At 74.1% G+C, this 24,961-nt stretch carries 24 protein-coding genes; 9 read left to right on the forward strand and 15 right to left on the reverse strand.

The features are described 5' to 3' along the window. Window positions 1-71 precede the first annotated feature (71 nt). The 4 genes from ACWEMJ_RS00700 to ACWEMJ_RS00715 all read right to left on the reverse strand — a co-directional run bounded on the left by ACWEMJ_RS00700 (window position 72) and on the right by ACWEMJ_RS00715 (window position 3,131). The gene (locus tag ACWEMJ_RS00700) at window positions 72-938 is read right to left on the reverse strand and encodes a DUF1028 domain-containing protein (protein WP_452134730.1); all 867 of its coding nucleotides are present in this window, start codon (window positions 936-938) and stop codon (window positions 72-74) included. Window positions 939-1,040: 102 nt separating this feature from the next. After that, window positions 1,041-1,397 (reverse strand): GNAT family N-acetyltransferase, encoded by a 357-nt coding sequence (locus ACWEMJ_RS00705; protein WP_452134731.1) that lies wholly within the window; start codon window positions 1,395-1,397, stop codon window positions 1,041-1,043. Window positions 1,398-1,407: 10 nt separating this feature from the next. Further along, complete coding sequence (locus ACWEMJ_RS00710; protein ID WP_452134846.1) at window positions 1,408-2,016, reverse strand: FMN reductase; 609 nt, start codon at window positions 2,014-2,016, stop codon at window positions 1,408-1,410. A gap of 5 nt (window positions 2,017-2,021) precedes the next feature. Continuing rightward, complete coding sequence (locus ACWEMJ_RS00715; RefSeq protein WP_452134732.1) at window positions 2,022-3,131, reverse strand: LLM class flavin-dependent oxidoreductase; 1,110 nt, start codon at window positions 3,129-3,131, stop codon at window positions 2,022-2,024. Window positions 3,132-3,361: 230 nt separating this feature from the next. Between ACWEMJ_RS00715 and ACWEMJ_RS00720 the strand changes: the two genes are divergently transcribed. Then, window positions 3,362-4,015, forward strand: a complete 654-nt coding sequence (locus ACWEMJ_RS00720; protein ID WP_452134733.1) for a TNT domain-containing protein — start codon at window positions 3,362-3,364, stop codon at window positions 4,013-4,015. Between the two features lie 10 nt (window positions 4,016-4,025). On the opposite strand, the gene ACWEMJ_RS00725 is transcribed toward ACWEMJ_RS00720, so the two are convergent. Beyond that, the gene (locus ACWEMJ_RS00725) at window positions 4,026-4,547 is read right to left on the reverse strand and encodes a PadR family transcriptional regulator (protein ID WP_452134734.1); all 522 of its coding nucleotides are present in this window, start codon (window positions 4,545-4,547) and stop codon (window positions 4,026-4,028) included. Window positions 4,548-4,784: 237 nt separating this feature from the next. Between ACWEMJ_RS00725 and ACWEMJ_RS00730 the strand changes: the two genes are divergently transcribed. After that, the gene (locus ACWEMJ_RS00730; protein ID WP_452134735.1) at window positions 4,785-5,645 is read left to right on the forward strand and encodes a S1 family peptidase; all 861 of its coding nucleotides are present in this window, start codon (window positions 4,785-4,787) and stop codon (window positions 5,643-5,645) included. Window positions 5,646-5,723: 78 nt separating this feature from the next. Here ACWEMJ_RS00730 and ACWEMJ_RS00735 read toward each other — a convergent pair whose 3' ends face one another. From ACWEMJ_RS00735 to ACWEMJ_RS00745, 3 genes are all read right to left on the reverse strand, one after another. After that, on the reverse strand, window positions 5,724-6,011 hold the full coding sequence (locus ACWEMJ_RS00735) for an antibiotic biosynthesis monooxygenase (protein WP_452134736.1): 288 nt from the start codon (window positions 6,009-6,011) through the stop codon (window positions 5,724-5,726). A gap of 131 nt (window positions 6,012-6,142) precedes the next feature. Further along, window positions 6,143-7,708 (reverse strand): S8 family serine peptidase, encoded by a 1,566-nt coding sequence (locus tag ACWEMJ_RS00740; RefSeq protein ID WP_452134737.1) that lies wholly within the window; start codon window positions 7,706-7,708, stop codon window positions 6,143-6,145. 233 nt (window positions 7,709-7,941) lie between these two features. Then, on the reverse strand, window positions 7,942-8,742 hold the full coding sequence (locus ACWEMJ_RS00745; protein ID WP_452134738.1) for a bestrophin-like domain: 801 nt from the start codon (window positions 8,740-8,742) through the stop codon (window positions 7,942-7,944). Window positions 8,743-9,175: 433 nt separating this feature from the next. Here ACWEMJ_RS00745 and ACWEMJ_RS00750 point away from each other — a divergent pair, with 433 nt between their 5' ends. Further along, window positions 9,176-9,889, forward strand: a complete 714-nt coding sequence (locus ACWEMJ_RS00750; protein WP_452134739.1) for a carbon-nitrogen hydrolase family protein — start codon at window positions 9,176-9,178, stop codon at window positions 9,887-9,889. Window positions 9,890-9,960: 71 nt separating this feature from the next. Beyond that, window positions 9,961-10,203 carry a hypothetical protein gene (locus tag ACWEMJ_RS00755; RefSeq protein ID WP_452134740.1) on the forward strand — a complete coding sequence of 81 codons (243 nt, stop codon included), beginning with the start codon at window positions 9,961-9,963 and terminating at the stop codon, window positions 10,201-10,203. On the opposite strand, the gene ACWEMJ_RS00760 is transcribed toward ACWEMJ_RS00755, so the two are convergent. The 3 genes from ACWEMJ_RS00760 to ACWEMJ_RS00770 form a co-directional block, all read right to left on the reverse strand. Beyond that, complete coding sequence (locus tag ACWEMJ_RS00760; RefSeq protein ID WP_452134741.1) at window positions 10,161-10,973, reverse strand: S1 family peptidase; 813 nt, start codon at window positions 10,971-10,973, stop codon at window positions 10,161-10,163. The two genes, ACWEMJ_RS00755 and ACWEMJ_RS00760, sit on opposite strands and share 43 nt — an antisense overlap. Before the next feature lie 93 nt (window positions 10,974-11,066). Next, window positions 11,067-12,896 carry a sensor histidine kinase gene (locus tag ACWEMJ_RS00765; RefSeq protein ID WP_452134742.1) on the reverse strand — a complete coding sequence of 610 codons (1,830 nt, stop codon included), beginning with the start codon at window positions 12,894-12,896 and terminating at the stop codon, window positions 11,067-11,069. After that, entirely contained in the window at window positions 12,886-13,605 is a 720-nt protein-coding gene (locus tag ACWEMJ_RS00770) for a response regulator transcription factor (RefSeq protein WP_452134743.1), read from the reverse strand. The genes ACWEMJ_RS00765 and ACWEMJ_RS00770 overlap by 11 nt, the downstream gene beginning before the upstream one ends. Before the next feature lie 148 nt (window positions 13,606-13,753). On the opposite strand from ACWEMJ_RS00770, the gene ACWEMJ_RS00775 reads away from it, so the two are divergent. Further along, window positions 13,754-14,674: a M20/M25/M40 family metallo-hydrolase gene (locus ACWEMJ_RS00775; RefSeq protein ID WP_452134744.1), complete on the forward strand. Its 921-nt coding sequence runs from the start codon at window positions 13,754-13,756 to the stop codon at window positions 14,672-14,674. A gap of 26 nt (window positions 14,675-14,700) precedes the next feature. Further along, on the forward strand, window positions 14,701-16,134 hold the full coding sequence (locus ACWEMJ_RS00780) for a M1 family metallopeptidase (protein ID WP_452134745.1): 1,434 nt from the start codon (window positions 14,701-14,703) through the stop codon (window positions 16,132-16,134). Between the two features lie 52 nt (window positions 16,135-16,186). Here ACWEMJ_RS00780 and ACWEMJ_RS00785 read toward each other — a convergent pair whose 3' ends face one another. Next, the gene (locus tag ACWEMJ_RS00785; protein ID WP_452134746.1) at window positions 16,187-18,187 is read right to left on the reverse strand and encodes an oxidoreductase; all 2,001 of its coding nucleotides are present in this window, start codon (window positions 18,185-18,187) and stop codon (window positions 16,187-16,189) included. Window positions 18,188-18,305: 118 nt separating this feature from the next. Between ACWEMJ_RS00785 and ACWEMJ_RS00790 the strand changes: the two genes are divergently transcribed. Next, complete coding sequence (locus ACWEMJ_RS00790; protein WP_452134747.1) at window positions 18,306-18,698, forward strand: RNA-binding S4 domain-containing protein; 393 nt, start codon at window positions 18,306-18,308, stop codon at window positions 18,696-18,698. A 7-nt stretch (window positions 18,699-18,705) separates the two neighbouring features. Here ACWEMJ_RS00790 and ACWEMJ_RS00795 read toward each other — a convergent pair whose 3' ends face one another. Beyond that, a complete protein-coding gene (locus tag ACWEMJ_RS00795; protein WP_452134748.1) occupies window positions 18,706-19,194 on the reverse strand; it encodes a hypothetical protein in 489 nt (162 codons plus the stop codon). 291 nt (window positions 19,195-19,485) lie between these two features. On the opposite strand from ACWEMJ_RS00795, the gene ACWEMJ_RS00800 reads away from it, so the two are divergent. After that, on the forward strand, window positions 19,486-19,905 hold the full coding sequence (locus ACWEMJ_RS00800; protein ID WP_452134749.1) for a YchJ family protein: 420 nt from the start codon (window positions 19,486-19,488) through the stop codon (window positions 19,903-19,905). Here the strand turns inward: ACWEMJ_RS00800 and ACWEMJ_RS00805 are convergent. Beyond that, a complete protein-coding gene (locus ACWEMJ_RS00805) occupies window positions 19,892-20,932 on the reverse strand; it encodes a GNAT family N-acetyltransferase (RefSeq protein WP_452134750.1) in 1,041 nt (346 codons plus the stop codon). The genes ACWEMJ_RS00800 and ACWEMJ_RS00805 overlap by 14 nt on opposite strands. Before the next feature lie 338 nt (window positions 20,933-21,270). Continuing rightward, window positions 21,271-22,203, reverse strand: a complete 933-nt coding sequence (locus tag ACWEMJ_RS00810; RefSeq protein ID WP_452134751.1) for a polysaccharide deacetylase family protein — start codon at window positions 22,201-22,203, stop codon at window positions 21,271-21,273. Window positions 22,204-22,464: 261 nt separating this feature from the next. Here ACWEMJ_RS00810 and ACWEMJ_RS00815 point away from each other — a divergent pair, with 261 nt between their 5' ends. Beyond that, window positions 22,465-24,960 carry an ATP-dependent Clp protease ATP-binding subunit gene (locus ACWEMJ_RS00815; RefSeq protein ID WP_452134752.1) on the forward strand — a complete coding sequence of 832 codons (2,496 nt, stop codon included), beginning with the start codon at window positions 22,465-22,467 and terminating at the stop codon, window positions 24,958-24,960. Window position 24,961: the final 1 nt, after the last annotated feature.

Raw genomic sequence — 24,961 nt, forward strand, 5'->3', positions numbered from 1 at the left:
GGCCGCGCCCCGGCCTCGGGGGCGGGGTCGGGGGCGCGGCCGGTCGGCGAGGGCCCAGGGTCGGCGCGGGCCTAGCGGGCGGCGACGGTGCGCAGGTGGGTGAGGACGAGGGGGTCTATCCGGCCCTCGACCAGGCGGCCTTCGAGGTTCTCCACGCCCGCCCAGCGGTCGAGGTTGTCGTAGCCGAGTCCGGCGAGCAGCGCGCCCACCTCGTCGGCGAGTTCGCCGTCGAGCGGGAGCAGCGTGGCGGGGTCGGGGGTGCCGTGCAGGACGTCGTGCAGGCCGAGCAGGCGGCGCAGTTCGCCGACCGGGTCGGCGTGGTCGTCCACCCGGAGGTCGTGCGAGGTGTCGCCCCAGCCGCCGACGCCCTTGCCGGGGTCGACCACGTACAGCGCGGCGCTCTGCCGGCCGCGGGAGTCGCCGCCGGCCGCGTCGCCGGCCGCGAGGGCCGCCAACAGGCGTTCGGCGAGCGGGAGTTCGGCACTGGCGTGCCAGGCGGCCGCCATCTCGGCGACCACCTCGGGCCCGGCGAGGATGTTGCCCTGGATCGCGTAGTCCTGGCCGGCGGTGCCGCCCGCCCAGGGCAGGCACTCCTCGCCGGTCCAGCTGACGGCGCTCTCGGGGCCGACCACGCCGATCTGGCGGTGCACCCGGCCGTCGTCGGCGGCGAGCAGCGCGGCGACGGTGTCGGCGGGCGAGGCGCCGCTGCGCAGCATGGCCATGCCCTGCGGGCGGTAGGCGAGGTTGGCCCAGGCCTGCGAGGCGAGGGCGCCGATGCCGGTTTCGGCGGCGGGCACCAGGGCCCCGACGGCGAGGAACTTGCTGGCCACGGCGACACCGTAGGCGCTGCCGTGTCGAGCGACGATGGAGAAGGTCACGAGCGGCGACGATAGCCGGAGCTGAACGTTTCGTCCACGGTGCGTCCCGCTCCGGCACATTCCGTCAAGACGCTTCCCACCAGCGCACATTCCGTGCGGGAGCGCCGTCGGCCGCGCGACGGGCGCCGGTCTCGTCCCCGGCACCCGTGCCCGCGCGGCGGCTCAGAGGTCGAACTTGGCCCGCTTGTCGGCGGGCACCAGGTCGACGTACTCGGGGTGCTTGGCGATCCAGCCGCGGATGAACGGGCAGTACGGCAGGACGCCCAGGCCGCGCTCGCGCGCGGTGTCCAGGACGGCGCGGGCCAGCTTGCCGCCGAGGCCCTGGCCCTCGAAGGCGGGGTCGATGACGGTGTGCACGAAGGCGATCCGTCCGCCGTCGCGGAGCTGGTACTCGGCGAATCCGGCCAGTCCGGCGTCGGTGGCGATCTCGAAGCGGGACTGCTCGGTGTTGTCGGTGACCTGGGGTTCCATCGGGCGCTGCTCCTCGTGGTCGGGGTTCTCGGAGGGAAGATAAGTCATCGACGGGCCGTCACTGTGCTCGGAGCGCAGCGAGTTGTTGCTCGAAGGGCACAACCTGCTCGACGGGGCCGCTCGCGGCGGGCCGTGCGGCCAGCAGCGCGGCGAGTTCGCGGGCGGCGCGGTCGACGCGTCCGGCGAGGGAGCCGTCGGCGCCGTTGGCGCCCCAGTCCTCGGAGGCGGCGAAGACGGCGGTGGGGACGACCACGGCGCGCAGGTACGCGAAGAGCGGCCGCATGGCGTGTTCGAGGGCGAGGCTGTGCCGGGCGGTGCCGCCGGTGGCGGCGATCAGGACGGGGGTGCCGTTCAGCGCGTCCTTGTCGAGGACGTCGACGAAGGACTTGAACAGGCCGCTGTAGGAGGCCGAGAAGATCGGCGTGACGGCGATCAGGGCGTCCGCCTCCTCCACCGCCCGGACGGCGTCGCGCAGCGCGGGCGGCGGGAAGCCGGTGGTCAGGTTGTCGGCGATGTCCCGGGCGAGCTCGCGCAGTTCGACCACCCGGACGTTCACCTCCCGTCCGGCGGCGGCCAGTTCGCGGCCGGCGGCGGCGGACAGGCGGTCGGCGAGCAGCCGGGTGGAGGACGGCACGGACAGGCCGGCCGCCACCACGACCAGGTTCAGCGTGCTCACTTGGCGACCTCCTCCTTCTCGTTCTCGCGGGCCTGCTCCCGGGCGGCCTTCAGCGTGGCGTGGGTCGGCGCGTCCGGGACGTCGGCGGGCCGGTTCTTGGCGAACTCCTTGCGCAGCACCGGGACGACCTCCTCGCCGAGCAGGTCCAGCTGCTCCAGCACGGTCTTCAGCGGCAGGCCCGCGTGGTCCATCAGGAACAGCTGGCGCTGGTAGTCGCCGACCACGTCGCGGAAGCCGAGGGTGCGCTCGATGACCTCCTGCGGGCTGCCCACGGTCAGCGGCGTCTGCTCGGTGAACTCCTCCAGCGACGGGCCGTGGCCGTAGACCGGCGCGTTGTCGAAGTAGGGGCGGAACTCGCGCACCGCGTCCTGGGAGTTCTTGCGCATGAACACCTGGCCGCCGAGGCCGACGATGGCCTGCTCGGCGGTGCCGTGGCCGTAGTGCGCGTACCGGGTGCGGTACAGCTCGACCATCCGGCGGGTGTGCTCCTGCGGCCAGAAGATGTTGTTGTGGAAGAAGCCGTCGCCGTAGTAGGCGGCCTGCTCGGCGATCTCGGGGCTGCGGATCGAGCCGTGCCAGACGAACGGCGGGGTGTCGTCGAGCGGGCGCGGGGTGGAGGTGAAGGACTGCAGCGGGGTGCGGAAGCGGCCCTGCCAGTCGACGTTCTCCTCGCGCCAGAGCTGGTGCAGCAGCGCGTAGTTCTCGATGGCGAGCGGGATGCCCTGGCGGATGTCCTTGCCGAACCACGGGTAGACCGGGCCGGTGTTGCCGCGGCCCATCATCACGTCCACCCGGCCGTTGGCCAGGTGCTGGAGCATCGCGTAGTCCTCGGCGATCTTCACCGGGTCGCTGGTGGTGATCAGCGTGGTGGAGGTGGAGAGGATCAGCTTCTCGGTGCGGGCCGCGATGTAACCGAGCATGGTGGTCGGCGAGGACGGGACGAACGGCGGGTTGTGGTGCTCGCCGGTGGCGAACACGTCGAGGCCGACCTCTTCCGCCTTGAGCGCGATGGCGACCATGGCCTTGATGCGCTCGTGCTCGCTGGGGGTCCGCCCGGTGGTGGGGTCGGTGGTCACGTCGCCGACGCTGAAAATGCCGAACTGCACCGCTCTCAACTCCTTCTCGGTTGATTCAACATTCAACCACTCGGTGCAACGGGACGCCAGCCCGGCCTATTCCCGCCAGGATTCGGCCGGGAATGGCCGAAACGCCGACACTCTCAGCAGTCGATCGGATACGCAGAGTTGACTGGTAGTCGGGCATTCCGCTTACCTGATGCACGCCCTCGGGCGCGGAGCGCCACGGCCGCGCCCTCCTGCCGTCCACCGGAGTGTCCGTGCGCCTGCGCCAGTTCCTCGCCCCGCTCGTCGCCGCCGTCGCCCTGTTCGCCACCGCCGCGCCCACCGCGGCCGCCGCGGCCCCCGCCGAGCTGCGGATCACCCTCACCACCGAGTGCTCCGCCGACTTCCGGCACGGCGACTCCCGCCTCGGCCCCGACCAGCTGCCCGACTCCGGCCCCGTCGGCCGCCAGCTGATCGGCTACCTGCGCACCGGGCTGCAGAGCGAGCAGCAGTTCCTGGCCCGTTACTACGACAGCGCGGCCGGCAGCTGGAAGTATCCGCCGTCCAACGGCTACCTGCTGATGCCCGACGGCACCCCGATCGAGTACAACACCACGCTGCGGCCCGGCCAGGCGATCGACCGCTACGGCAGCGAGTACGGCTCCTTCCTCGCCCCCGAGGGCCTGCCGTACGCCACCCGCTCCATCCCGCCGTCCAGCCTGGACGGCAACCCGGCCGCCGGCTGCAACTACCACGACTACCGGGTGCTCAAGGCGTTCACCGTGCACTCCGGCCCGATCGCCCCCTGGTTCGGCCAGCCCGGCCTCGGCCTCCAGTACCAGCTGGACGCCGCGCTGGTGCCGGGCGCGCCGGAGCGGATCAACGTCGGCTGGCTGGTCGACAACGGGTACCTGGCCCGCCTGGTCTGACCGGCGGGGCTCAACTGCCTTCCAGCGCCTGGTCCAGCCAGGCCAGCCAGAACGACTCCAGCTGGATGCCCGCCTGCAGCACCGTGTGCTGCAGGCGGTTCTCCGTCTCCGCCCGCTCCGGCGGGAAGTCGCGGCGCTCGATCTCCAGGTACTCCGCCAACTGCGCGCGGTGCAGCTCCCGGTGGCGCGCCAGCTCCTCCGTCAGGCCGTCCACCCCGAGCACCGCGGCGGCGCGCAGCCGCAGCAGCAGCGGGTCCCGGATCGGCTTCGGGTCCTGCGGCTGCCCGACCCACGCGAGCAGCCGCTCCCGCCCGGCCGGCAGCACCTCGTACTCCTTGCGCTGCCCCCGCCCCGCCCCCGGCCCCGAGGCCCGCACCAGCCCCTCACCCTCCAGCCGCCCCAGCTCGCGGTAGATCTGCTGGTGCGTCGCCGACCAGAAGAACCCGATCGACCGGTCGAACCGCCGGGTCAACTCCAGCCCCGAGGACGGCTTCTCCAGCAGAGCGGTGAGGATCGCGTGCGGCAGTGACATGCGGCGATGGTACGGGTCTGCGGCGAGGGGGCGGGCCCCGGCACCCGAAGGGCCGTCACCGGAAAGCGCTGTCCGGGGTCTTGCGCCGGTTCGCCCGGTGCCGAAATACTCCCTGCAGCGCTTGTCAGGGGCAGATCAGTACTGGGTCCGGGAGTCGATCGGACCGCGATCGCCGCCTGCCCGCGCCTCACGGCCCGTCGACTGTCCGGGCCTCCCCCACACCCCAGGAGGAGAACTGTGAGGACCATGCGCACCACCCCCACCGCCCCGTCCCGCGCCCGCGGACGGGTGCTCGCCATCGCCGTCGCGCTCGCCGCGGCGACCGCCCTCGCGGCGCCCGGCGCCATGGCCGCAACCCCGGCGGCCGACACCCTGGCGCAGGTCAGCACCGCGATCGACCAGGCCGGCGTCAACGGCATCGCCTGGCACACCGACCGGGCCACCGGCCAGGTCGTCGTCACCGCCGACAGCAGCGTCACCCCGGCCGCGCTCGCCAAGCTGAGCAGGGCCGCCGGGACGAAGCACCTGAAGATCGAGCGCACCGCGGGAACGTTCAACCCGCTGCTGTCGGCCGGCGCGGCCATCTACGGCGGCGGCTACCGGTGTTCGCTGGGCTTCAACGTGGTCAAGGGCGGCGTCTACTACTTCCTGACCGCCGGCCACTGCGGCAACATCGCCGGCACCTGGTACAGCAACTCCGGCCAGACCACCCAGGTCGGCACCACCAGCAGCTCCAGCTTCCCGGGCACCGACTACGCCCTGGTCAAGTACACCTCGACCAGCCACCCGGGCGGCTACACGGCGGCCAGCGCGTACGTCGGCGAGGCCGTCAAGCGCACCGGCTCCACCACCGGCACCCACAGCGGCACCGTCACCGCGCTGAACGCCACCGTCCGCTACTCCGACGGCAGCACCGTCCGCGGGCTGATCCAGACCAACGTCTGCGCCGAGGGCGGCGACTCCGGCGGCCCGCTGTACGACGGCACCAAGGCCCTGGGCCTCACCTCCGGCGGCAGCGGCAACTGCAGCAGCGGCGGCACCACGTTCTTCCAGCCCGTCACGGCAGCCCTCTCCGCGTACGGCGTCTCGCTGTACTGAGCGCCTCGCCGCACCGAGCGCACCGAGCACGCCCCGGCCCCCTCGGACCCGCACCGGCCCGAGGGGGCCCCGGCCGCGTCAGCGCGGCAGCAGCGCGTGGACCTGGCGCGGCCTGGCCTCGCGCTCGTCGAACACGACCGCCTCGCCGCACTCCCGCCCCACGGCGGCGAACGCGCCCCGGAACGCCTGCTGCGACCCGAACTCGCCGGCGGTGACGACGGCCTCGCCGTCGAGCGTGACCCAGACCTCGGCCCGCACGAACCCCGGCTGCCGTTCGAGCACCTCGCGGACCAGGTGGCAGCGGCCGACGAACTCCTCCACGTACTCGGGCCTCGGGTAGTGGAACGCGATGAAACCGAACGACACGACGGTGCCCTCCCCTTACTTGTACGGCTGCGTACAACGACACCCTAGGCTCGATGTACGCAACCGCACAACGCGTCGCCCTGTGAGCTGGACCACGCGCTCCCGGCGGGTCGCCGCGCCGCCGGCCGGCGTCAGAACTGCAGCGCCCAGCGGTCGAGGTAGCCCTCGAAGTACTCCGATCCGCCGGTCACCCGCAGCCGCCACACGCCGTTCGCGATCCGGGCGGAGGCGTCCACGCCGTAGAGCCGGTGGACGTCGTTGTACGGGCCGCTGAAGTCGGCGTCCTTGAGGCGGTAGGCGGTGCCGTCGGGCGCGATCAGGTCGATCACCAGGTCGTACGGCCAGCTGTGGACGATGTCCACGGCGACGTCGAGGTTGGCCGGGCCGCGCCCGGCGATCCCCGTGACGGTGATGGCCGACAGCAGCGGCGCCTCCTCGACGGGGGTGTCCGTGTCGTTGGTGAAGCGCGGGCCGGGCGGCCGGTTCGGGATGGTGCCGGTGTACAGCAGCCGGTCCGGGGTGCCCGGCTCCAGCGCGCCGATGGAGCCGCTGGTGGCCGCCGCGGTCAGCGCGGTGGAGACCTGAGCGGGTGTCGCGGTGCGGTGGTCCGCCAGGTACAGCGCGGCGGCGCCCGCGGCGTGCGGGGAGGCCATCGAGGTGCCCGACATCGTGGTCCAGTCCTGGTCGTAGATGATCCCGGCCGAGGTGATCTCGTCCCCGGGCGCGTGCAGGTCCACCAGCGGGCCGTAGTTGGAGTACGACGCGACGTCGTCCTCGACGTCGGTGGCGCCCACCGTGATGGCGGTCGGCACCCGGGCCGGGGAGTGCTGCGAGGCGTCGATGCCCTGGTTCCCGGCCGCGACCGTGTACGTCAGACCGGAGGCGATCGAGTTGCGCACGGCGGTGTCGAGCACCTCGTCGGGCTCGCCGCCCAGGCTCATGTTGACGACGGCGGGCTTGACGGCGTGCGAGGTCACCCAGTCGACGCCCGCGACGACCTGCTCGGTCGTGCCGCTCCCGTCGTCGTCCAGCACCCGGACGGCCACCACCGACGCCTGCTTCGCCACCCCGTACGTCGCGCCCACCGCGGTGGCGGCCACGTGGGTGCCGTGCCCGTGGCCGTCGTCCGCCACGGCGTCCCCGTCGATGGCGTCGAAGCCGTAGGAGGCCCGGCCGCCGAAGTCGTCATGGCTGATCCGGACGCCGGTGTCGACGACGTACACCGTCACCCCCTTCCCGCCGCCGGCCGGGTAGTCGAAGCGGTCGGTCAGCGGCGGGCGCCGCTGGTCGATCCGGTCCAGCCCCCAGGACGGCGGGCCCGCCTGGCTGCCGTCGGCCGAGACCCGGTGGTTCTGCGACACCAGCGCGACCGCGGGGTCGGCCGCGAGCCGCCGCGCCTGGCGCTCCGGGAGCCGCACCGAGAAGCCGCGCAGCGCCGTCTCGAACGTCCGCCCCACCGCCCCGCCGTAACGGGCGGCCAGCGAAGCGCCGACCTGCGCGACCGCCCCCGCCTTCTGCGGGGCGAGCACCACCAGGTAGCTCCCGGCGATCGCCCCCGGCGTCCCCGCCCCCTGCACCACCCCCTCCGGAGCGCTCGCCGCCGCCGGCGCCGCACCCCCCACGCCCAGCACCAGGGCCGCCGCCCCCGCGGCCACCCCCCGGAGCACCCGCCGGAGCACCCGCCGTCGCACCGCCATCGCCATCCCCCTGCCCCCTCGGGCGCGGCTCGCCGCGCCCGTCCGATATCTCCAACTACCGTCGGGCACAAGGAGATTGACGTGCAATCAGGAAACCGGCAAGCACGACGAACGGGCCATCGGCCGGTCCGTCGTCCGACGTAGTCACGGCGTCGCCGCGCCGCCCGCAGCGCCGGGTTGTGCCGCCGGCCGCCCCTGGACGAGCGGACGGCCGGCGGTGCTCCGGATCCGGGTCAGGCGGAGCGGCGGTTGCCCCGGTCGTCGCACGGAAGTTGGCCGTTGGGGTCGTTGGCGTGGAAGTCGCGGTAGGCCTGGCGCTCGATCTCGGCGATCGCGGTGGGCTTGACGTCGATGATCCCGCCGAAGGGCCGGTCGACGTCGCGGATGAGGACGAGGGCGGTGGTCAGCAGGGCCGTGATCACGACGAGGGTGATGATCTGTCCGCGGTTGTTGCGGCGGGGCAGGCAGACGCCGAGCGCGACCACGGTGATGGTGAGGGTCGCGAGCAGGAACCACAGCACGGCGCTGGGGATGCTGGCGGACGCCTGGGTGAGGCGCTCGTCGCGTTCGTCGGAGCGGGTGTTGTCGGCGGAGATCAGCATGCCGAAGACGGCCTGGCCCTGGAGTTCGCCGAAGGTCTGCCGGAAGTCGGCCGTCCAGGCGTTGGGCGCGCTGGAGCCGTGGCCGTCGGACATCGCCGGCCACTCCTGGAGCCGGACCGCGCGGGCGTAGCAGACGGCGTCGGCCTGGATCCGGTTGCGCTGGGCGGCGGGTGCGTATTCGGCGGTCTCGACGAGCTGGTCGAGGGCGCGGGCCTCGCCGCGGGCGGAGACCTCGGCCTTGCCGTAGGACCCGTTGGCGGTGACCAGGACGAAGGCGAGCAGCAGGACGGTCAGGGTGAGCAGCGGGCCGACGAGGTCCTTGACGGCCATGCCGGTGTCGTCGTCCTCCTTCAGCAGCAGCGGGCGCAGGTAGCGGTTGGCGGCGAGGCCGACCAGCAGTGCGACGGCGGCGACGACGATGACCAGGACCACGACGGGCACCTCCGGGATGCGGGAACGGACCCCTGCCGCGCGGCGTGCGGGCAGGGCGGGCATTCGGATCATCGGCGAGCGGTGCTCCGGGGCCGGGGACCGAATCGTCCGGGTGCGCGACATGGGTGCGGGAGTTGCTCCATCGGGAGCAGACGCCCCGGGGTCGGCCGTTGCACGCGGTGTGCCCGCCGGTGATCCCGCCAAGAACGCCCGGCCCCGTCCCGCTGCGGCGGCAGCGGCTCGATCCGGGCCCACGCAGCGTCCGTTGCCCCTCCCACCACAGGATCAACTGTGACTGGTGGGCTCGCGTGTTCACCTGGCGCGAGTTGTCGGTGCTGCCGAACGCGGCGGTGACTTTCCGTGATCTCCAGCGCCTCCCCGCCCTGTGGGGCTGGGTTCTTCCGCGGTCCGGCCGTCGGCGATGATGGAGGCCATGATCGTCGCAGCCACCCAGTTCGCCCCGGTCGCCGGGGACATCGACGCCAACGTCCGTACCATCGCCGGGCTGATCCGGGCCGCCGGGGCCGCCGGCGCCCGCGTGGTCGTCTTCGCCGAGCTCGCCGTGACCGGCTACGAGCCGACGCTGATCCGCGACACCCCCGGCCTCGTCCTCACCGAGGACGACGCCCGCCTCGAACCGGTACGGGAGGCGTGCCGCCTCGTCTCGGCGGCGGCGGTCGTCAACGGTCCCGTGCACACGGCGGAGGGCCGGCCCGCAGTCACCTCCCTCGTCATCGGCCCGGACGGCGGACTTCTCACCCGGTACGACAAGCAGCACCTGTACGGCATCGAGCAGGAGGTCTTCGCAGCGGGCGGCCGGGACGGCCGCTTCGAGCTGGAGGGCACCCGGTTCGCGCTGGCCACGTGCTACGACAACCGCTTCCCGGAGCTCGCCGAGCGGGCCGCCGCCGACGGCTGCACCGTCTACCTGGCGAGCTCGGTGCTCTCCGCCGACAACGACTCGTTCGAGCAGGTCTATCCGGTGCGGGCCCGGGAGTTCGGTCTCCACGTGGTGCTCGGCAACGTCCTCGGCGACAACGAGGACGGCGTGGGCTGCGGCGCCGCCGGCGCCTGGGGCCCGGACGGCGAACGGACCGCCGACGCCGGCACCGAGGCACCGGGCTACGTGCTCGCCGAGGTCGGCTGAAGCGGCGTTCGGATCAATCAGGACGTGGTCAGCGGTAAGCCCCTGATGATCAGGTCGCGGCCGTGATGCGGGTGGCGTGGATCCGGTGGGCCTTCGACCCCGGGGAACCGCGGGAGAAGGCGCCGACCGGCCGCCACGCGCCCCGGCCGACCGGGCGAGCACCGCGTACCGCCGCCGGGCCGGACCCGAGGCCGCCACTGGACGAGAAGGCCCTGACCGCCGCCCAGGAGGCCACCGCGGTGCTGGTGCGCGAGCAGGTGCCGGAGACGGCTCAGCCGTTGGCCTTCATGGTCTGCTTGATCCAGGGCGCGTAGGCCGGCGCGCTGCTGTACAGGCCCGGGCCGCCCGAGCAGGGGACGCCCGGGGCGCCCGGGCCCGAGGTGACGCCGACCAGTTCCCAGCGGCCGTTGCGGGCCTTCTGGAGCTGGGGGCCGCCGGAGTCGCCGTGGCAGGCCATCGCCTCGGCCTTGAGGCTGACGGTGCAGAGCCTGGTGGAGTCCGCGTAGCCGGGGGCGCACTCGGAGACGGCGCCGAGGCGGGTGTTCAGCTGCCGCAGCTGCTCGGAGAAGGCGAACTCGCCCTCCACGGTGGTGCCGAAGCCGAGCAGCCGGGTGGGCGTCCCGGGCGCTCCCGCCGCCCTGGCGATCGGGACGGGCTGCTGGGCGACCGGACGGTCGAGGCGGATCAGGGCGACGTCGTCCTTGTTGTAGCTGGTGCCGCCGCCGTTCACGTAGCCCGGGTGCACGAAGGTCCGGTCGATGTTCCGGACGGTTCCGCCGGACGTCCGCCGGTCGCTGCCGACGCGGACGGTGCCGGCCAGCTCGATGCCCTCGCCGGTCACGCAGTGGGCCGCCGTCAGCACCCACTGGCGGTCGATCAGCGAGCCGCCGCAGCTGGCGTCCAGCAGCCCGGCCTCGGGGACCGCCATGGGGATCGCCGCCATGAAGGGGTAGCGCTCGCCGGCGGCGTCGCCGTTGATGATCGCTCCGGCGCTGCCCGCCATGACGGTGGTGCAGGCGAGGGCGGCCAGTGCGCCTGCGACGGCCGTCCGGGCGGCGGCGCGACGGGAGTTGAGCTTGAACACGCGGGTGTCCTTCGTTCGGAAGTGCTTGCCCGCCCAGCCTGCGCCACCAAGATCCACCGGCCCATGGTGGCAGCAGGCGGAAACCGCGTCCGGTCAGCCGGAGCGGGATGGTGGGGTTGTCCCCCGCAACGCCCCCGGTTCCAGCGGGAGGCGGAGGGTGAAGGTCGAGCCCGCGCCCGGGGTGCTGGCGGCGTGGGCGTCGCCGCCGTGGAGTTCGGCGAGCTTGCGGACGATGGCGAGGCCGAGGCCGGTGCCGCCGGTCTGCCGGGTGCGGGAGCGGTCGGCGCGCCAGAAGCGCTCGAACACCAGCGGGAGGTCGGCCTCGGCGATGCCGGTGCCGGTGTCGGCGACCTGGAGCAGCAGGGCGGCGCCCTCGGTGCGGGCGCGCAGCGTGACGGCGCCGCCGGGCGGGGTGTGGCGGACGGCGTTGGAGACCAGGTTGCCCACGGCCTGCCGGAGGCGGACCGGGTCCGCGAAGACCTCGGCGGCGGCCGGGGAGGTCTCGACGGCCAGCGCCACCGCGGCGGCCCGGGCCTGTGCGCCGTGGGCGCCCGCGACCTGCGCCAACAGGTCGCCGACGTCGACAGGTTCGCGGTGCAGGACCAGCTCGCCCGCGTCGGCGGCGGCGAGGTCCCGCAGGTCGTCGATGAGGTGCTGGAGCAGCATGGCCTCTTCGAGCAGGGAGCCGGTCAGGGCGCGGTCGGCGGTGGCGAGGCCGTCCTCCACCGCCTCCAGCCAGCCGCGGATGTTGCTGAGCGGGGTGCGCAGTTCGTGCGCGATGTCGCCGACCATGGCCTTGCGCAGGTCCTCCAGCTGCTTGCGCCGCTCCGCCATGGCGTTGAACGCGGCGGCCAGCATGGAGATCTCGTTGCGGCCGGTCACCCGTACCCGGGCCGTCAGGTCGCCGTCGGCCATCCGGCGGGCCGCGTGGGTGAGCGCGTGCAGCGGCCGGGAGAGCCGCAGGCCGACCGTCAGGGTGACCGCGACCGTCACCACCAGGACCAGGGCGGCCACTTCGGTGACCCGCCCGGGGTGCGCGGCGGTCAGCACGGGGGCGGGGCCGGCGGCGTCGGCGGGGCCGGCGGGGGTGCCGACGAACAGCAGCAGGGGCGGCGCCACGTACTCGACGAGTTGCTGCCGGCGGGCGTTGGTGAGGCAGGCGGAGACCGCCCGGCCTTCCCCCGGGTCGGCGACGGGCACCCCGTCCGGGCCCAATTCGAGTGCTACGGGCGGGAGTTGCCGGCGCGCCAGGCAGGCGTTGACGAGTCCGGTGAGGTCGGCCAGGGCGGCGTCCTCGGTGCGGGTGGGGGCGCTGGCCACCATGGGGGTCGAGCAGCGCACCCCGAGGGGCCGGCTGTCGGGGGTGCGCAGGCGCGGCCGCCCGGCGGGGTCGTCGGTGACGGTGGCCTCGACGCCGAGCGTGGCGCGCAGGCAGTCGGCCTGCTGCTGCAGTTCGTTGCGCAGGCTCCGCTGCTCGTCCGGGGTCGGCCGGAACGGGCCGGCCGCGCGGGCGTCGATCCGGTCGGCGGGCGCGTCGGGCTGCAGGGCGAGGTCGACGGAGAGCGGGTCGACGATGCCGGTGGGCGTGCGGGGCAGGGCCGGGCCGCCCTGCCCGGGGGTCGAGTCGAGGACCGGTTCGAAGCCGGGGGTGGTGAGGACGATGCGCTGCCCGGTGGCGGCGGCAAGCTGCCGGACGGTGTCCTGCGCGTCGTTCCAGTCGGGGTGGGTGGCGGCGTAGCCGAGCAGTTGGCGGTAGATCCGGGTGTGGTCGGCGATGGCCTGGGTCTGTTCCTGCTGGATCGCGCCGGTGGTGGTGCGGGCGGCCAGCCAGGCCGTCGCGGCGATGGAGCAGAGCGACACCAGGGCGGAGAGTGCGAGCAGCCGGGCGGTCAGGCTGCGGCGCAGCGGGGTGTCACGGGGCAACGCGCGGCACCTCCGCGAGCTTGTAGCCGATGCCGTAGACGGTCAGCAGGGTGCTGGGGCGGCGCGGGTGCGGTTCGATCTTGCGGCGCAGGTTCATCACGTGGGTGTCGACGGTGCGGGCGGTGGTGTACCGGTCGATGCCGTGCAGGTGTTCCAGCAGCTGGGCGCGGGTGAAGACCCGGCCGGGCTGGGCTGCGAGGACCTCCAGCAGCCGGAACTCGGCGGGCGTGCAGGTGACGGGCCGCCCGTGGGCGGTGACTTCGTGGCGGGCGGGGTCGACGGTCAGCGGTCCGGCGCGCAGCGCGGCGGGCGGCGTCCCGGCGGCGGGCGGGGGCGGGGCGGCCGGGGTGCCGCGGCGGATCAGGGCGCGGACCCGGGCGACGAGTTCGCGGGGGCTGTAGGGCTTGGTGAGGTAGTCGTCGGCGCCGAGGTCGAGGCCGAGCAGCAGGTCCTCCTCGGTGGTGCGGGCGGTCAGCATCAGCACCGGCAGGGCGGACTCGGCGCGCAGGGCCCGGCAGACGTCGAGGCCGTCGAGCACCGGCATCATCACGTCCAGGACCAGGAGTTGGGCCGTTTCGCGGCGGGCCTCCCGCAGCGCGGAGCGGCCGTCGTGGACCACGACGACGTGGTGTCCCTCGTGTTCCAGGTAGCGGCGGATGAGGTCGGCCTGTTTGGGGTCGTCCTCGGCGACGACGACGTGTGCGCACATGCCGATGATCGTAAGAGGGCTTCGGGTGGACGGTGCGCCGGCCGGTGCGGGCGGCTCCGGGACGGCTTCCCCACCGGTTCCTGACAACTTCCTGACACGGGGCGGCCAGGGTGGCGGTGTCCGCCGGCTCCCGTCGAAAGGCCTCCGTGTGAAGTCCTCCCTGCCGCTCGCCGTCCGCGTCCTCGGGGCGTCGCTCGCGCTGTCCCTGCTGCCGACGGCGGCCACGGCCACCGCCGCCCCGGCTGCTCCGGCCACCGTCGCCCGGACCTTCCCGGCCGCTCCGACCGTCTCGGCGCGGGACGTGATGCCGCACCTGGAGGCCCTGCAGCGGATCGCCGACCGCAACGGCGGCAACCGCGCGCACGGCACGGCGGGCTACGCGCAGTCGCTGGCGTACGTGCGCCGCGCGCTGGACCGGGCGGGTTTCCGCACCGAGCTGCAGCGCTTCGAGCACGACGGCCGGGCGGGCTGGAACCTGATCGCCGACTGGCCGGGCGGCGACCCGGACCACGTGCTGCTCACCGGCGCCCACCTGGACAGCGTCGCCGAGGGGCCAGGGATCAACGACAACGGCTCGGGCTCGGCCGCGGTCCTGGCCGCCGCGCTCCGGGTCGCCGACTCCGGGCTCCGGCCGGCCCGGCACCTGCGGTTCGCCTGGTGGGGGGCGGAGGAGGTCGGGCTGATCGGTTCCGCCCACTACGTCCGGAATTTGACCGATCGTGACCGCCGGGCGATCGACCTCTACCTGAACTTCGACCAGACGGGCAGCCGCGACACCGACAAGTGGCTCGTGGTGCAGGACGGGCCGGGGGCCGACGAGGCCGCCGGGCGGGCCTTCGCCTCCTGGTTCGCCGCCCGCGGCCTGGACACCTTCGACATCGGCGTCGGCGGGTCGGACAACGAGTCGTTCGGCGCCGCCGGCATCCCGTCCTCCGGCTTCAGCACCGGCATCTCGGACTGCATCCACGAGGCCTGCGACAACCTCGCCAACGTCGATCCGGCCGTCGAGACCACCAGCACCAACGCCCTGATCGGCGTGGTGTGGCAGCTCGCCGCCACCCGCCCGTGACCGCCCGCCACCCCCAGGAAGCACCGATGCGCACCCGACCGACCGCCACCGCCCTCGCCCTCGCGACCGCCCTCGGCGTCGCCCTGACCGCCCTGCCCGCCTCCGCCGCGAACGCGAACGCGACCACGGCCGGGACCGCGACCGGGATCGGCGACCCGTACTTCCCCGACGACGGCAACTCCGGCTACGACGTGGGTCACTACGACGTCCGGATCGCCTACGACCCGGCCCGCGCCGACCACCTGACGGGCGACACCACCGTCACCGCCCGGGCCACCCGGGCGCTGGAGCGCCTGAGCCTGGACCTGAAGGGCTTCACGGTCGCCTCGGTCACCGTCAACGGCGTGCCGGCCCGGTCGTTCTCGCGCTCCGGCGAGCACAAGCTGGACGTCGTCCCGGCCCAGCGGATCGCCCGGGGCGCCGCGTTCGCCGTCCGGGTGAAGTACGCGGGCCGGCCCGACCCGGAGGGCTGGCACACGCTGGCCGACGGCGGCGCGAGCGCGGCGGGCGAGCCGCACTCCGCGACGTCCTGGTACCCGTCCAACGACCACCCGTCCGACAAGGCCACCTTCTCGCTCACCGCGACCGTCCCCGACGGCTGGACCGCCATCGGCAACGGCCGGCCGGGGCCGACCACCACCGGCGGCGGCAGCACCACCTTCCGCTGGCACGAGGACCGCCCGATGGCGACGTACCTGAGCACGGTCGCCATCGACCGGTTCACCGTCCACCGGGACCAACTGCCCGACGGCACACCGATCATCACCGCGTACAGCCCGGACGCCGTGATCGACCCGGCGGCGGAGGCCGAGCAGCGGGACATCCTGGCGTTCCTGGCCTCGAAGTTCGGCCCGTACCCGTTCTCCTCGGCGGGCGCGATCGTGGTGGGCGCGGCGCGGGACGAGAACGCCGGCCCGGTGGCCCTGGAGACGCAGAGCCGGCCGACGTACAGCGGGGCGATCTTCGACGCGCCGGTGGTGCACGAGAACGCCCACCAGTGGTTCGGCAACAGCGTCTCGTTCTCCGACTGGCGCGACGGCTGCCTCGCCGAGTGCGTCGCCCAGTACGCCAACCAGCTGTGGGAGGAGCACAAGGGCGCCGACCTCGACACCGGGTTCTACGCCGCCGAGCTGGCCTCCGCGAAGGACGACCCCGCCTACTGGTCGACGAAGCTGTACGACCCCGGCGCGGGCAAGGAGCTCGACGCCGCCCTGTACTTCAAGGGCTCGCTGATGATGCACGCCCTGCGGCGCACCGTCGGCGACGACGCGTTCTTCGCCACGCTGCGCCGCTGGACCGCCGACCACGCCTACGGCAACGCCTCGTTCCCGCAGTTCGAGGCGCTGGCGGCGCGGGTGTCCGGCCGCGACCTCACGGGCTTCTTCGACGCCTGGGCGCACGGGACGACGCTCCCCGCGAAGGAGTACCTCTACCCGGGCAGCCTGGCCGCACTGGCCTGACGGCGGGCGCGGGAGTCGCCTCCCGCACCCCCCGCGCCCGCCGTGGCGGCTGTCAGAGGGCGGCGGCCAGGCGGGTGCCCTGGTCGATGGCCCGCTTGGCGTCGAGTTCGGCGGCCACGTCGGCGCCGCCGATCAGGTGGGGTTCGACGCCGCGCTCGCGCAGCGCGTCGACCAGCTCGCGGCGGGGTTCCTGGCCGGCGCACAGCACGACGGTGTCGACGGGGAGCACCTGCTCCTCGCCGCCGACGGTGACGTGCAGGCCGGCGTCGTCGATGCGGCGGTACTCGACGCCGGGGACCATCACCACGCCCCGGTGCCGCAGTTCGGTGCGGTGGATCCAGCCGGTGGTCTTGCCGAGGCCCGCGCCGACCTTGCCGGTCTTGCGCTGGAGCAGGTGGACGCTGCGCGGCACGGCGGGGCGGGCGGGGGCGGCGAGCCCGCCGGGGGTGGTGTGCTCGGCGTCGACGCCCCACTTGGCGAGGAAGTCCTCGCTGCCCGGGTCGGTGAGGTACTCGGCGACGTCGAAGCCGATGCCGCCCGCGCCGATCACCGCGACCCGGTCGCCGACCTTCGCGCCGTCGCGCAGCACGTCGAGGTAGCCGACCACGCTGGGGTGGTCGATGCCGTCGATCTCGGGGACGCGCGGGGTGACGCCGGTGGCGAGGACGACCTCGTCCCAGCCGGTCAGGGCGTCCGCGTCGGCGACCGTTCCGAGGCGCAACTCGACGCCGGTGCGGTCGAGTTCGTGGCGGTAGTAGCGCAGCGTCTCGTCGAACTCCTGCTTGCCGGGGACGCGGCGGGCGACGTTCAGCTGGCCGCCGATCTCCTCGGCGGCGTCGAACAGGGTGACCCGGTGGCCCCGGTCGGCGGCGGAGACGGCGAAGGCCAGGCCGGCCGGGCCGGCGCCGACCACGGCGATCCGCTTGCTCGACCGCGTGGGAGAGAGCACGAGTTCGGTCTCGTGGCAGGCGCGCGGGTTGACCAGGCAGGAGGTGATCTTCCCGCTGAAGGTGTGGTCGAGGCAGGCCTGGTTGCAGCCGATGCAGGTGTTGATGGCCTCGGGGGCGCCGGCGGCGGCCTTGTTGACGAAGGCAGCGTCGGCGAGCATCGGGCGGGCCAGCGAGACCAGGTCGGCGTGGCCGGTGGCGAGCAGTTCCTCGGCGAGTTCCGGGGTGTTGATGCGGTTGGTGGTGACCAGCGGGATGCCGACCTTGCCCATCAGCTTCCTGGTGACCCAGGCGAACGCGCCGCGCGGCACCGAGGTGGCGATGGTGGGGATGCGCGCCTCGTGCCAGCCGATGCCGGTGTTGATGATGGTGGCGCCGGCCGCCTCGATCTCGCCGGCGAGCCGCACCACCTCGTCGAAGGTGGAGCCGCCGGGTACCAGGTCCAGCATGGACAGGCGGTAGACCAGGATGAAGTCCGCGCCGACCCGCTCGCGCACCCGGCGGACGATCTCGATCGGGAAGCGCATCCGGTTCTCGTACGAGCCGCCCCAGCCGTCGGTGCGGTGGTTGGTCTGGCGGGCGATGAACTCGTTGATCAGGTAGCCCTCGGAGCCCATGATCTCCACGCCGTCGTACCCGGCGGAGCGGGCGAGTTCGGCGCAGCGGGCGAAGTCCTCGATGGTCTGCTCGATCTCGTCCTCGGTCAGCTCGTGCGGGACGAACGGGCTGATCGGGGCCTGCAGGGCGGACGGGGCGACCAGGTCCTGGTGGTAGGCGTAGCGGCCGAAGTGCAGGATCTGCAGGGCGATCTTTCCGCCCTCGGCGTGCACGGCGTCGGTGATCACGCGGTGCTCGGCGGCCTCCTGCTCGGTGGTGAGCTTGGCGCCGCCGCCCCACGGCCGGCCGGCCTCGTTGGGGGCGATGCCGCCGGTGACGATCAGGCCGACGCCGCCCCGGGCGCGCTCGGCGTAGAACGCGGCCATCCGCTCGAAGCCGTGCTCGGCCTCCTCCAGGCCGACGTGCATGGAACCCATCACCACCCGGTTCCGCAGCGTGGTGAAGCCCAGGTCGAGCGGGGCCAGCAGGTGGGGGTACGCAGCAGTCATCGACGCCTCCGGTCAGGATTTGTTACCCAACGGTAGGGCGCGGCGGACTCTCTCTGCAACTAGTTGCACAAAGCTCCGGGCTTCCCGGCCCGGCCGCGCGCGGCGATAGGGTCGGGCCATGAGTACGGACGAGGCGAGCGTGCGGATCGACAGCTGGATCTGGGCGATCCGACTGATCAAGACCCGCTCGGCGGCGGGCGCGGCCTGCCGGGCCGGGCACGTGAAGGTCAACGGGGCCACCGCCAAGCCCGCGCAGCACGTCAAGCCCGGCGACGACGTACGGGTGCGGATCGAGGGCCGGGAGCGGATCGTCCAGGTGGTCCGGCCGATCGCCAAGCGGGTCGGCGCCCCCGTCGCCGAGACCTGCTACGTGGACCACAGCCCCCCGCCGCCGCCCCGCGCCGAACGCCCCGCCGAGGTCGGCCTGCGCGACCGGGGCGCCGGGCGGCCCACCAAGCGCGAGCGGCGCGACCTCGACAAGCTCCGCGACGGCTACCGCCCGTACTTCTGAGCCCGCCTCAGCCGGCGCTCTCCTTCGCGGCGCGCACCTGCTCGGCGAACTGCTCGGCGGAGATCCGCTCCACCGGGGCCCCGTACTTCGCGGCCAGTTCGTCGGCGGGTGCGCTGTCGTGCTCGACCAGGTCGACCACCAGCAGCGCCCGCCCGTTCTCCACCCGTGAGGACAGCACAATCAGGCCCGCGCCGCCGTCGGTGATCTCGCTCTGCTCGGCGGCGTTGCCGATCGCCGCGCCCGCCGCGAAGCCCAGCAGCGCCCCGATCGGGCCGCCGAGCAGGCCCACCAGCCCGCCCACCAGGCCCGAGCCGACGGTCGGCACGCCCGCGCCGCGGATGTGGCTCTCCGGGATGTCGACGATCCCCTCGGCGCTGCGCTCCAGCACCGCGAGCTGCCGCAGCCCCGGCAGGTGCATCGCGTCCTCGTACGCCCGGCGGCACGCCTCCCCGTCGGCGAAGCCGAGCAGCAGCACGTTGTGGTGGTGGTCGCTCATCGCGGATCTCCTTCGCCCGACCGGTCGCCGTCCGCCCCGTCCGGGCACGGACTTCGCCCATCCTGCCCCGGAACGGCCGCACCACGCCCGTCGGCGGCGCCCGGCGCGGCGGACCGCCGGTGCGAGCGCCTGCCGTCGGGCAGGTCGAGGACCGGCTCCTCGACGAACCGCTCCGCCCACTCGACCAGAACCTCCGCGAGCGCCGGCCGATGGACTTCACCCTCGTCCGCGCCCGGGCCCGCAGAACGCCTGGGGGCGGGGGCCGGGCCGGTGGCGGCGATAATGGGTGCCATGGCCCGTCGACGCACCCCCTCCCCCTCCCCCGCCGCCCCGGTCGACTGCCCGTGCGGGCGGCCCGCCGCGTACGCCGACTGCTGCGGGCGGCTGCACCGCGGCGAGGCGGCGGCGAGCAGCGCCGAGCAGCTGATGCGGTCCCGGTTCAGCGCCTTCGCGGTGCGGGACGAGCCGTACCTGCTGCGGTCCTGGCACCCGGAGACCCGGCCCGCGTCGGTGGACTTCGACCCGTCGCTGCGCTGGGAGCGCCTGGAGATCCTCGGCGCGACCGACGGCGGGCCGTTCCACCAGGACGGCACCGTCGAGTTCCGCGCCCACTACCGCGAGCGCGGGCGGGCCGGGGCGATGCGGGAGCACAGCCGGTTCGTCCGCCACCAGGGCGAGTGGGTGTACGTGGACGGCGTCATCCAGCCCTGAGCAGCCGGTACTTGAGGCCGAGCAGCGCCCCGCCGACGCCTCGCGGCAGCAGCCACCCGGTGTCGGTGCGGTCCTGCGCGCCGAAGCGGTACTTGTACGGCTCGTCGCCGCGCAGGAAGTCGAAGACCCGCACGCCCTGCGCCGCGCAGTTGCGCACCGCCGCGTCGATCAGGGCGGTGCCCAGCGATTCGGCAGCCCACCGCTGGTCCCAGCCGATCTGGTAGTAGGCGAACCGGTCGGCCCACCGGAATCCGTACAGGACGCCGATCAACTCGCCGTCGTGGCGCGCCACTTGGAAGGCCGGGCCGAAGTCCGGGCGGGCGCTCGCCAGCAGTGCGCGGTGCAGCGGCAGTCGGCTCTCGTCGAAGCTGCTGGCCCCGCCGGCGGCGGCCCGGCGGCGCAGCCTGTGCAGGCGGAGCAGTTCGTCCAGCAGGGCGGGTTCGGCGGCGGTGGGCGGCAGCCAGGAGAAGGTGACGCCGGCGGCGGCCAGTCGGCGGTGGGCGCGCCGGTTGGCGGCCCGGAAGTCGCGCGACCCGAGGCGGTCCGGCCCGGCGGTGAGGTCCAGGCGCGGGCAGGCGGTGCGGGTGACGGGCCGGGCGCCGGGCGGCAGCAGGTCCTGGTGCGCCGGGTCCAGTGCGGGCAGCCACAGGGTGCGGCGGCGGGCCTCGGCGGCGAGCCATTCGGCGACCTCGCCCCGCCGGTGCGGCCGGACGGCGGGCCCGCAGTGGTCGGCGGCCCCCGGCCCGGCCCCGAGCAGGCTCAGCACCGGCACCCCCAGCGGCACCCGGTGCTCCCACCGCACCCGTTCCCGCCCCAGCGGCAGCACCGCCTCCACCTCGCCCCCCGCCCCGCGCCACACCGCGACCTCGCCCCGCCGCCCGGCCCCCAGCGTCCGCCACCACGCCAGCACCCAGTCCGGCCCGGCGAACCACGACCCGTCCGGATCGTCGACGACCAACTGCCGCCACTCCTCGACGAGTTGTCCGTCCAGCTCGGGCGTCCGCAGAATCTCCGGCGCATCGGTCACAGCACAACCCCCTCCACCGAGCCGCCGACGCCGACGGCACCATTCGGACCGCAACTCTCCCCGCCCACCCGACAGTTGCCAACCGCCACCCCGGTCCCGGCACCCGCCGACCGCCCCAAGCACCGACCCGACTGCCCCCCGCCCCGAACGCACCGCGCCGGCCCGCGCCGCGCAGCGCCCCGGCCCCCGACCCCCGCCCGACGCACGCCAGCAGCTCCACCGGCCGCCGGGGCACCCCGTCGCGCCCCATCCGCCTGCGCAGCGGCCACCGGCTTCCACTCCCCCCGCACACGAACCGACAGCCCCGCCGACCGGCGCACCGGCAGCCCCTCACCCCCTCAACTCCCGCCGCGCAGGCGGTGGATGGCCGGGTGGAGGCCCGAGAGGATGGTGTCGAAGCGGTTGCGCCCGGTGTGGGAGTTGACGCGCAGGCGGCTGATGCGGAGGTGGTGGGCGGGGGCGAGGGCGGTGTGGCGGTGGTCGAAGAGGAAGGCGGTGCGGTAGCCGAGGGTGCGCAGCACGGTCTCGGCGCGGGGGTCGTGGTTGCCGTTCGGGTAGGCGAAGGTGGTCGGCGGTTGGCCGAGCCAGCCGGTCAACCGCCGGTGGGCGTCGGCGAGTTGGCTGTGGATCCGGTCGTCGGTGCAGCGGTCGAGGCAGGGGTGGGCGGCGGTGTGGTTGCCGACGGTGACGCCGCCGTCGGCGAGCGCGAGCAGCTCCGCCGAGCTCAACTGCCGTTGCCGCGGCGCCTGCCGCCGCGCGGTGGCGCGCAACTCGGCGAGGGCGTGCAGGCGTTGGGCGTCGGGGAGGGTCTTGAGGCGGTGGACGGCGGCGGCCGAGCCGAGGCCGTGCAGGGTCTCGGTGTGGCCGCCGCGCTGGATGAGGTGGGTGGCCTCGGTCCACCAGTAGGGGTGGTCGCTGTCGACGAGGTCGGTGATGACGTAGGCGGCGGCGGGGATGCGCAGCCGGGCGAGGACGGGCAGCGCGCGGGTGAGGACGGTGGGGTCGCCGTCGTCGAAGGTGACCAGGACGCTGCGCGGCGGCAGCGGCCGGCGGTGTTCGGCGGCGCGGGCGACCTGTTCGGGGCCGACGGGATGGGCGGTGCGGGCGAGGCGTTCCATCTGGGCGCGGAACGCGGCCGGGTCGTCGACGCCGTGGTAGGCGAGGACGGCGAGCCGGCGGGCGGCGCGGGCGCGGAAGGCGGGTTGGAGCGGGGAGTGCCGCAGGAGTGCGTCGAGTCCCCGGCGCCGGGCGGCGCGGTCCGCGGTCGGCATGGTTTCCCCCCTCGGCCGGTGGCACGGACGGGCACCCCGGGCGGTCGGCCCGGGGTGCCCGTCGGAGCTGCTGGTCATCAGCCTCCCATGCGCGGGTAATGGCTGTCCCAAGTTCCTGAAAGGTTCCTGGGAGTCGGCCCGGGGTGCGGCGGGGATCGGCCAATGGGCCGCCTGTCCGGATCGCACCGTTTTGCGGGGTTGATAACGGATTGACATAGTTCGGGGAGACTGCTGCCCGCCCGCCCATGGGAGTGCCTCACGATGACCATGCCCGGCTTCGGCTCGCTCGGCTCCAACGACGCCTTCTCCGAACTGCTGAATCGCTTCTTCGGCCTGAATCCGGCCGCCGCCCCGCCCGCCGTGCAGCGGGTGCCGATCGGCCGGCTGCTCACCGAGTCCGCCCGGGACCTGATCGGCCGGGCCGAGCTGCGCGCCCAGGAGGACGGCAGCGCCGACCTCGACACCCCGCACCTGCTGTGGGCGGCCACCCTGACCGACCCGGCCCGTTCACTGCTCGCCCAGGCGGGCGCCGACCCGGACGAGCTGGCCGCCGCCGTCGAGCGCACCCTCCCGGCGGGCGAGGCCGACCCGTCCGTGGAGCCCGGTCTGACGCCGGCCGCCAAGCGGGTGCTGATCGGCGCGCACGCCCGTTCGCAGGCCGCCGGCGTCTCGTACATCGGGCCGGAGCACATCCTGGCGGCGCTGCTGGACGACCCGGACTCGGCGGCGGGCCGGCTGCTGGCCGCGCACGGCGCCGACTCCTCCCGGTGGCAGCGCGGCGCGGAGGCGGCGGCCGCGCGGGGCGAGCGCGGCGCCCCGGCCAAGCAGGACAGCAGGACCCCGACGCTGGACGAGTACGGGCGCGACCTGACCGAGGACGCCAAGCTCGGCCGGCTGGACCCGGTGGTCGGCCGGGCCGAGGAGATCGAGCAGACCGTCGAGATCCTCTCCCGCCGCTCCAAGAACAACCCGGTGCTGATCGGCGAGCCCGGCGTCGGCAAGACCGCCATCGTCGAGGGCCTCGCCCAGCGGGTCGTCACCGGCGACGTCCCCGCCACCCTGAAGGACCGCCGGGTGGTGATGCTGGACCTGTCCGGCCTGGTGGCGGGGTCGAAGTACCGGGGCGAGTTCGAGGAGCGGCTGAAGAAGGTCATCGACGAGGTCCGCGAGGCCGCCGACTCGACCATCCTGTTCATCGACGAGCTGCACACCGTGGTCGGCGCGGGCGCCGGCGGCGAGGGCGCGATGGACGCCGGCAACATGCTCAAACCGGCCCTGGCACGGGGCGAGTTGCACGTCATCGGGGCGACCACGCTCGACGAGTACCGCAAGCACATCGAGAAGGACGCCGCCCTGGAGCGCCGCTTCCAGCCGGTGCTGATCCCGGAGCCGTCCGTCGAGGAGACCGTGCAGATCCTGCAGGGCCTGCGCGACTCCTACGAGGCGCACCACCAGGTCCGGTTCACCGACGAGGCGCTGCGGGCCGCCGCCGACCTGTCCGACCGGTACGTCTCCGACCGCTTCCTGCCCGACAAGGCCATCGACCTGATGGACCAGGCCGGCGCCCGGGTCCGGCTGCGCGGCCTGGGCCGCTCCACCGAGGTGATCGGCCGCGAGGACGAACTCGCCAAGCTGCGCCGGGAGAAGGACGAGGCGGTCGCCGCCGAGGACTTCACCCGCGCCTCCGAGCTCAAGACCCGGATCGCCGACCTGGAGTCGCAGAACGCGGAGATCGAGGAGCGCCGCGAGGGCGTCGTCTCCGTCACCGTCGACGACATCGCCGACGTGCTCTCCCGGCAGACCGGCATCCCGGTCTCCCAGCTCACCGAGGACGAGAAGGCCCGGCTGCTCAAACTGGAGGACGAGCTGCACGCCCGGGTGGTCGGCCAGGACAAGGCGGTGGTCGCGGTCTCCGAGGCGGTGCGCCGCAGCCGGGCCGGCATGGCCGACCCGAACCGGCCGGTCGGCTCCTTCCTGTTCCTCGGCCCGACCGGCGTCGGCAAGACCGAACTCGCCAAGGCCCTGGCCGAGTTGATCTTCGGCGACGAGGACCGGCTGGTGCGCTTCGACATGAGCGAGTTCCAGGAGAAGCACACCGTCTCCCGGCTGGTCGGCGCCCCGCCCGGGTACGTCGGCTACGAGGAGGCCGGGCAGCTCACCGAGGCCGTCCGCCGCCGCCCGTACAGCGTGCTGCTGTTCGACGAGGTGGAGAAGGCCCACCCGGACGTGTTCAACGCGCTGCTCCAGGTCCTCGACGACGGGCGGCTCACCGACGCCCAGGGCCGCACCGTCGACTTCCGCAACACCGTGGTCATCATGACCTCCAACATCGGCTCGCAGCTGATCCTCTCGCACCGGGGCGAGACCGAGGAGATCCGCGACCGGCTGATGGCCGAACTGCGCGCCCGCTTCCTGCCGGAGTTCCTCAACCGGATCGACGACATCATCGTCTTCGACGCGCTCGGCGAGGAGGACCTGCTGCGCATCGTCGACCTGATGCTCGCCAACTCCGAGCGGCGGGTGAGGGCACAGGGGATGGAACTCGACGTCACCGAGGCCGCGAAGCGCTGGCTGGTCGACCGCGGCCACCAGCCCGAGTTCGGCGCCCGGCCGCTGCGCCGCACCATCCAGACGCAGCTGGACAACCGGCTCGCCACCCTGCTGCTGGCCGGCGACGTCCGGCCCGGCGACACCATCGTCGCCGACGCCCGCGACGGCGAGCTGACCTGCTCGATCGGCAGCCCGGCCGCCGCCTGAG

The organism is Kitasatospora sp. NPDC004531 (assembly GCF_053602195.1).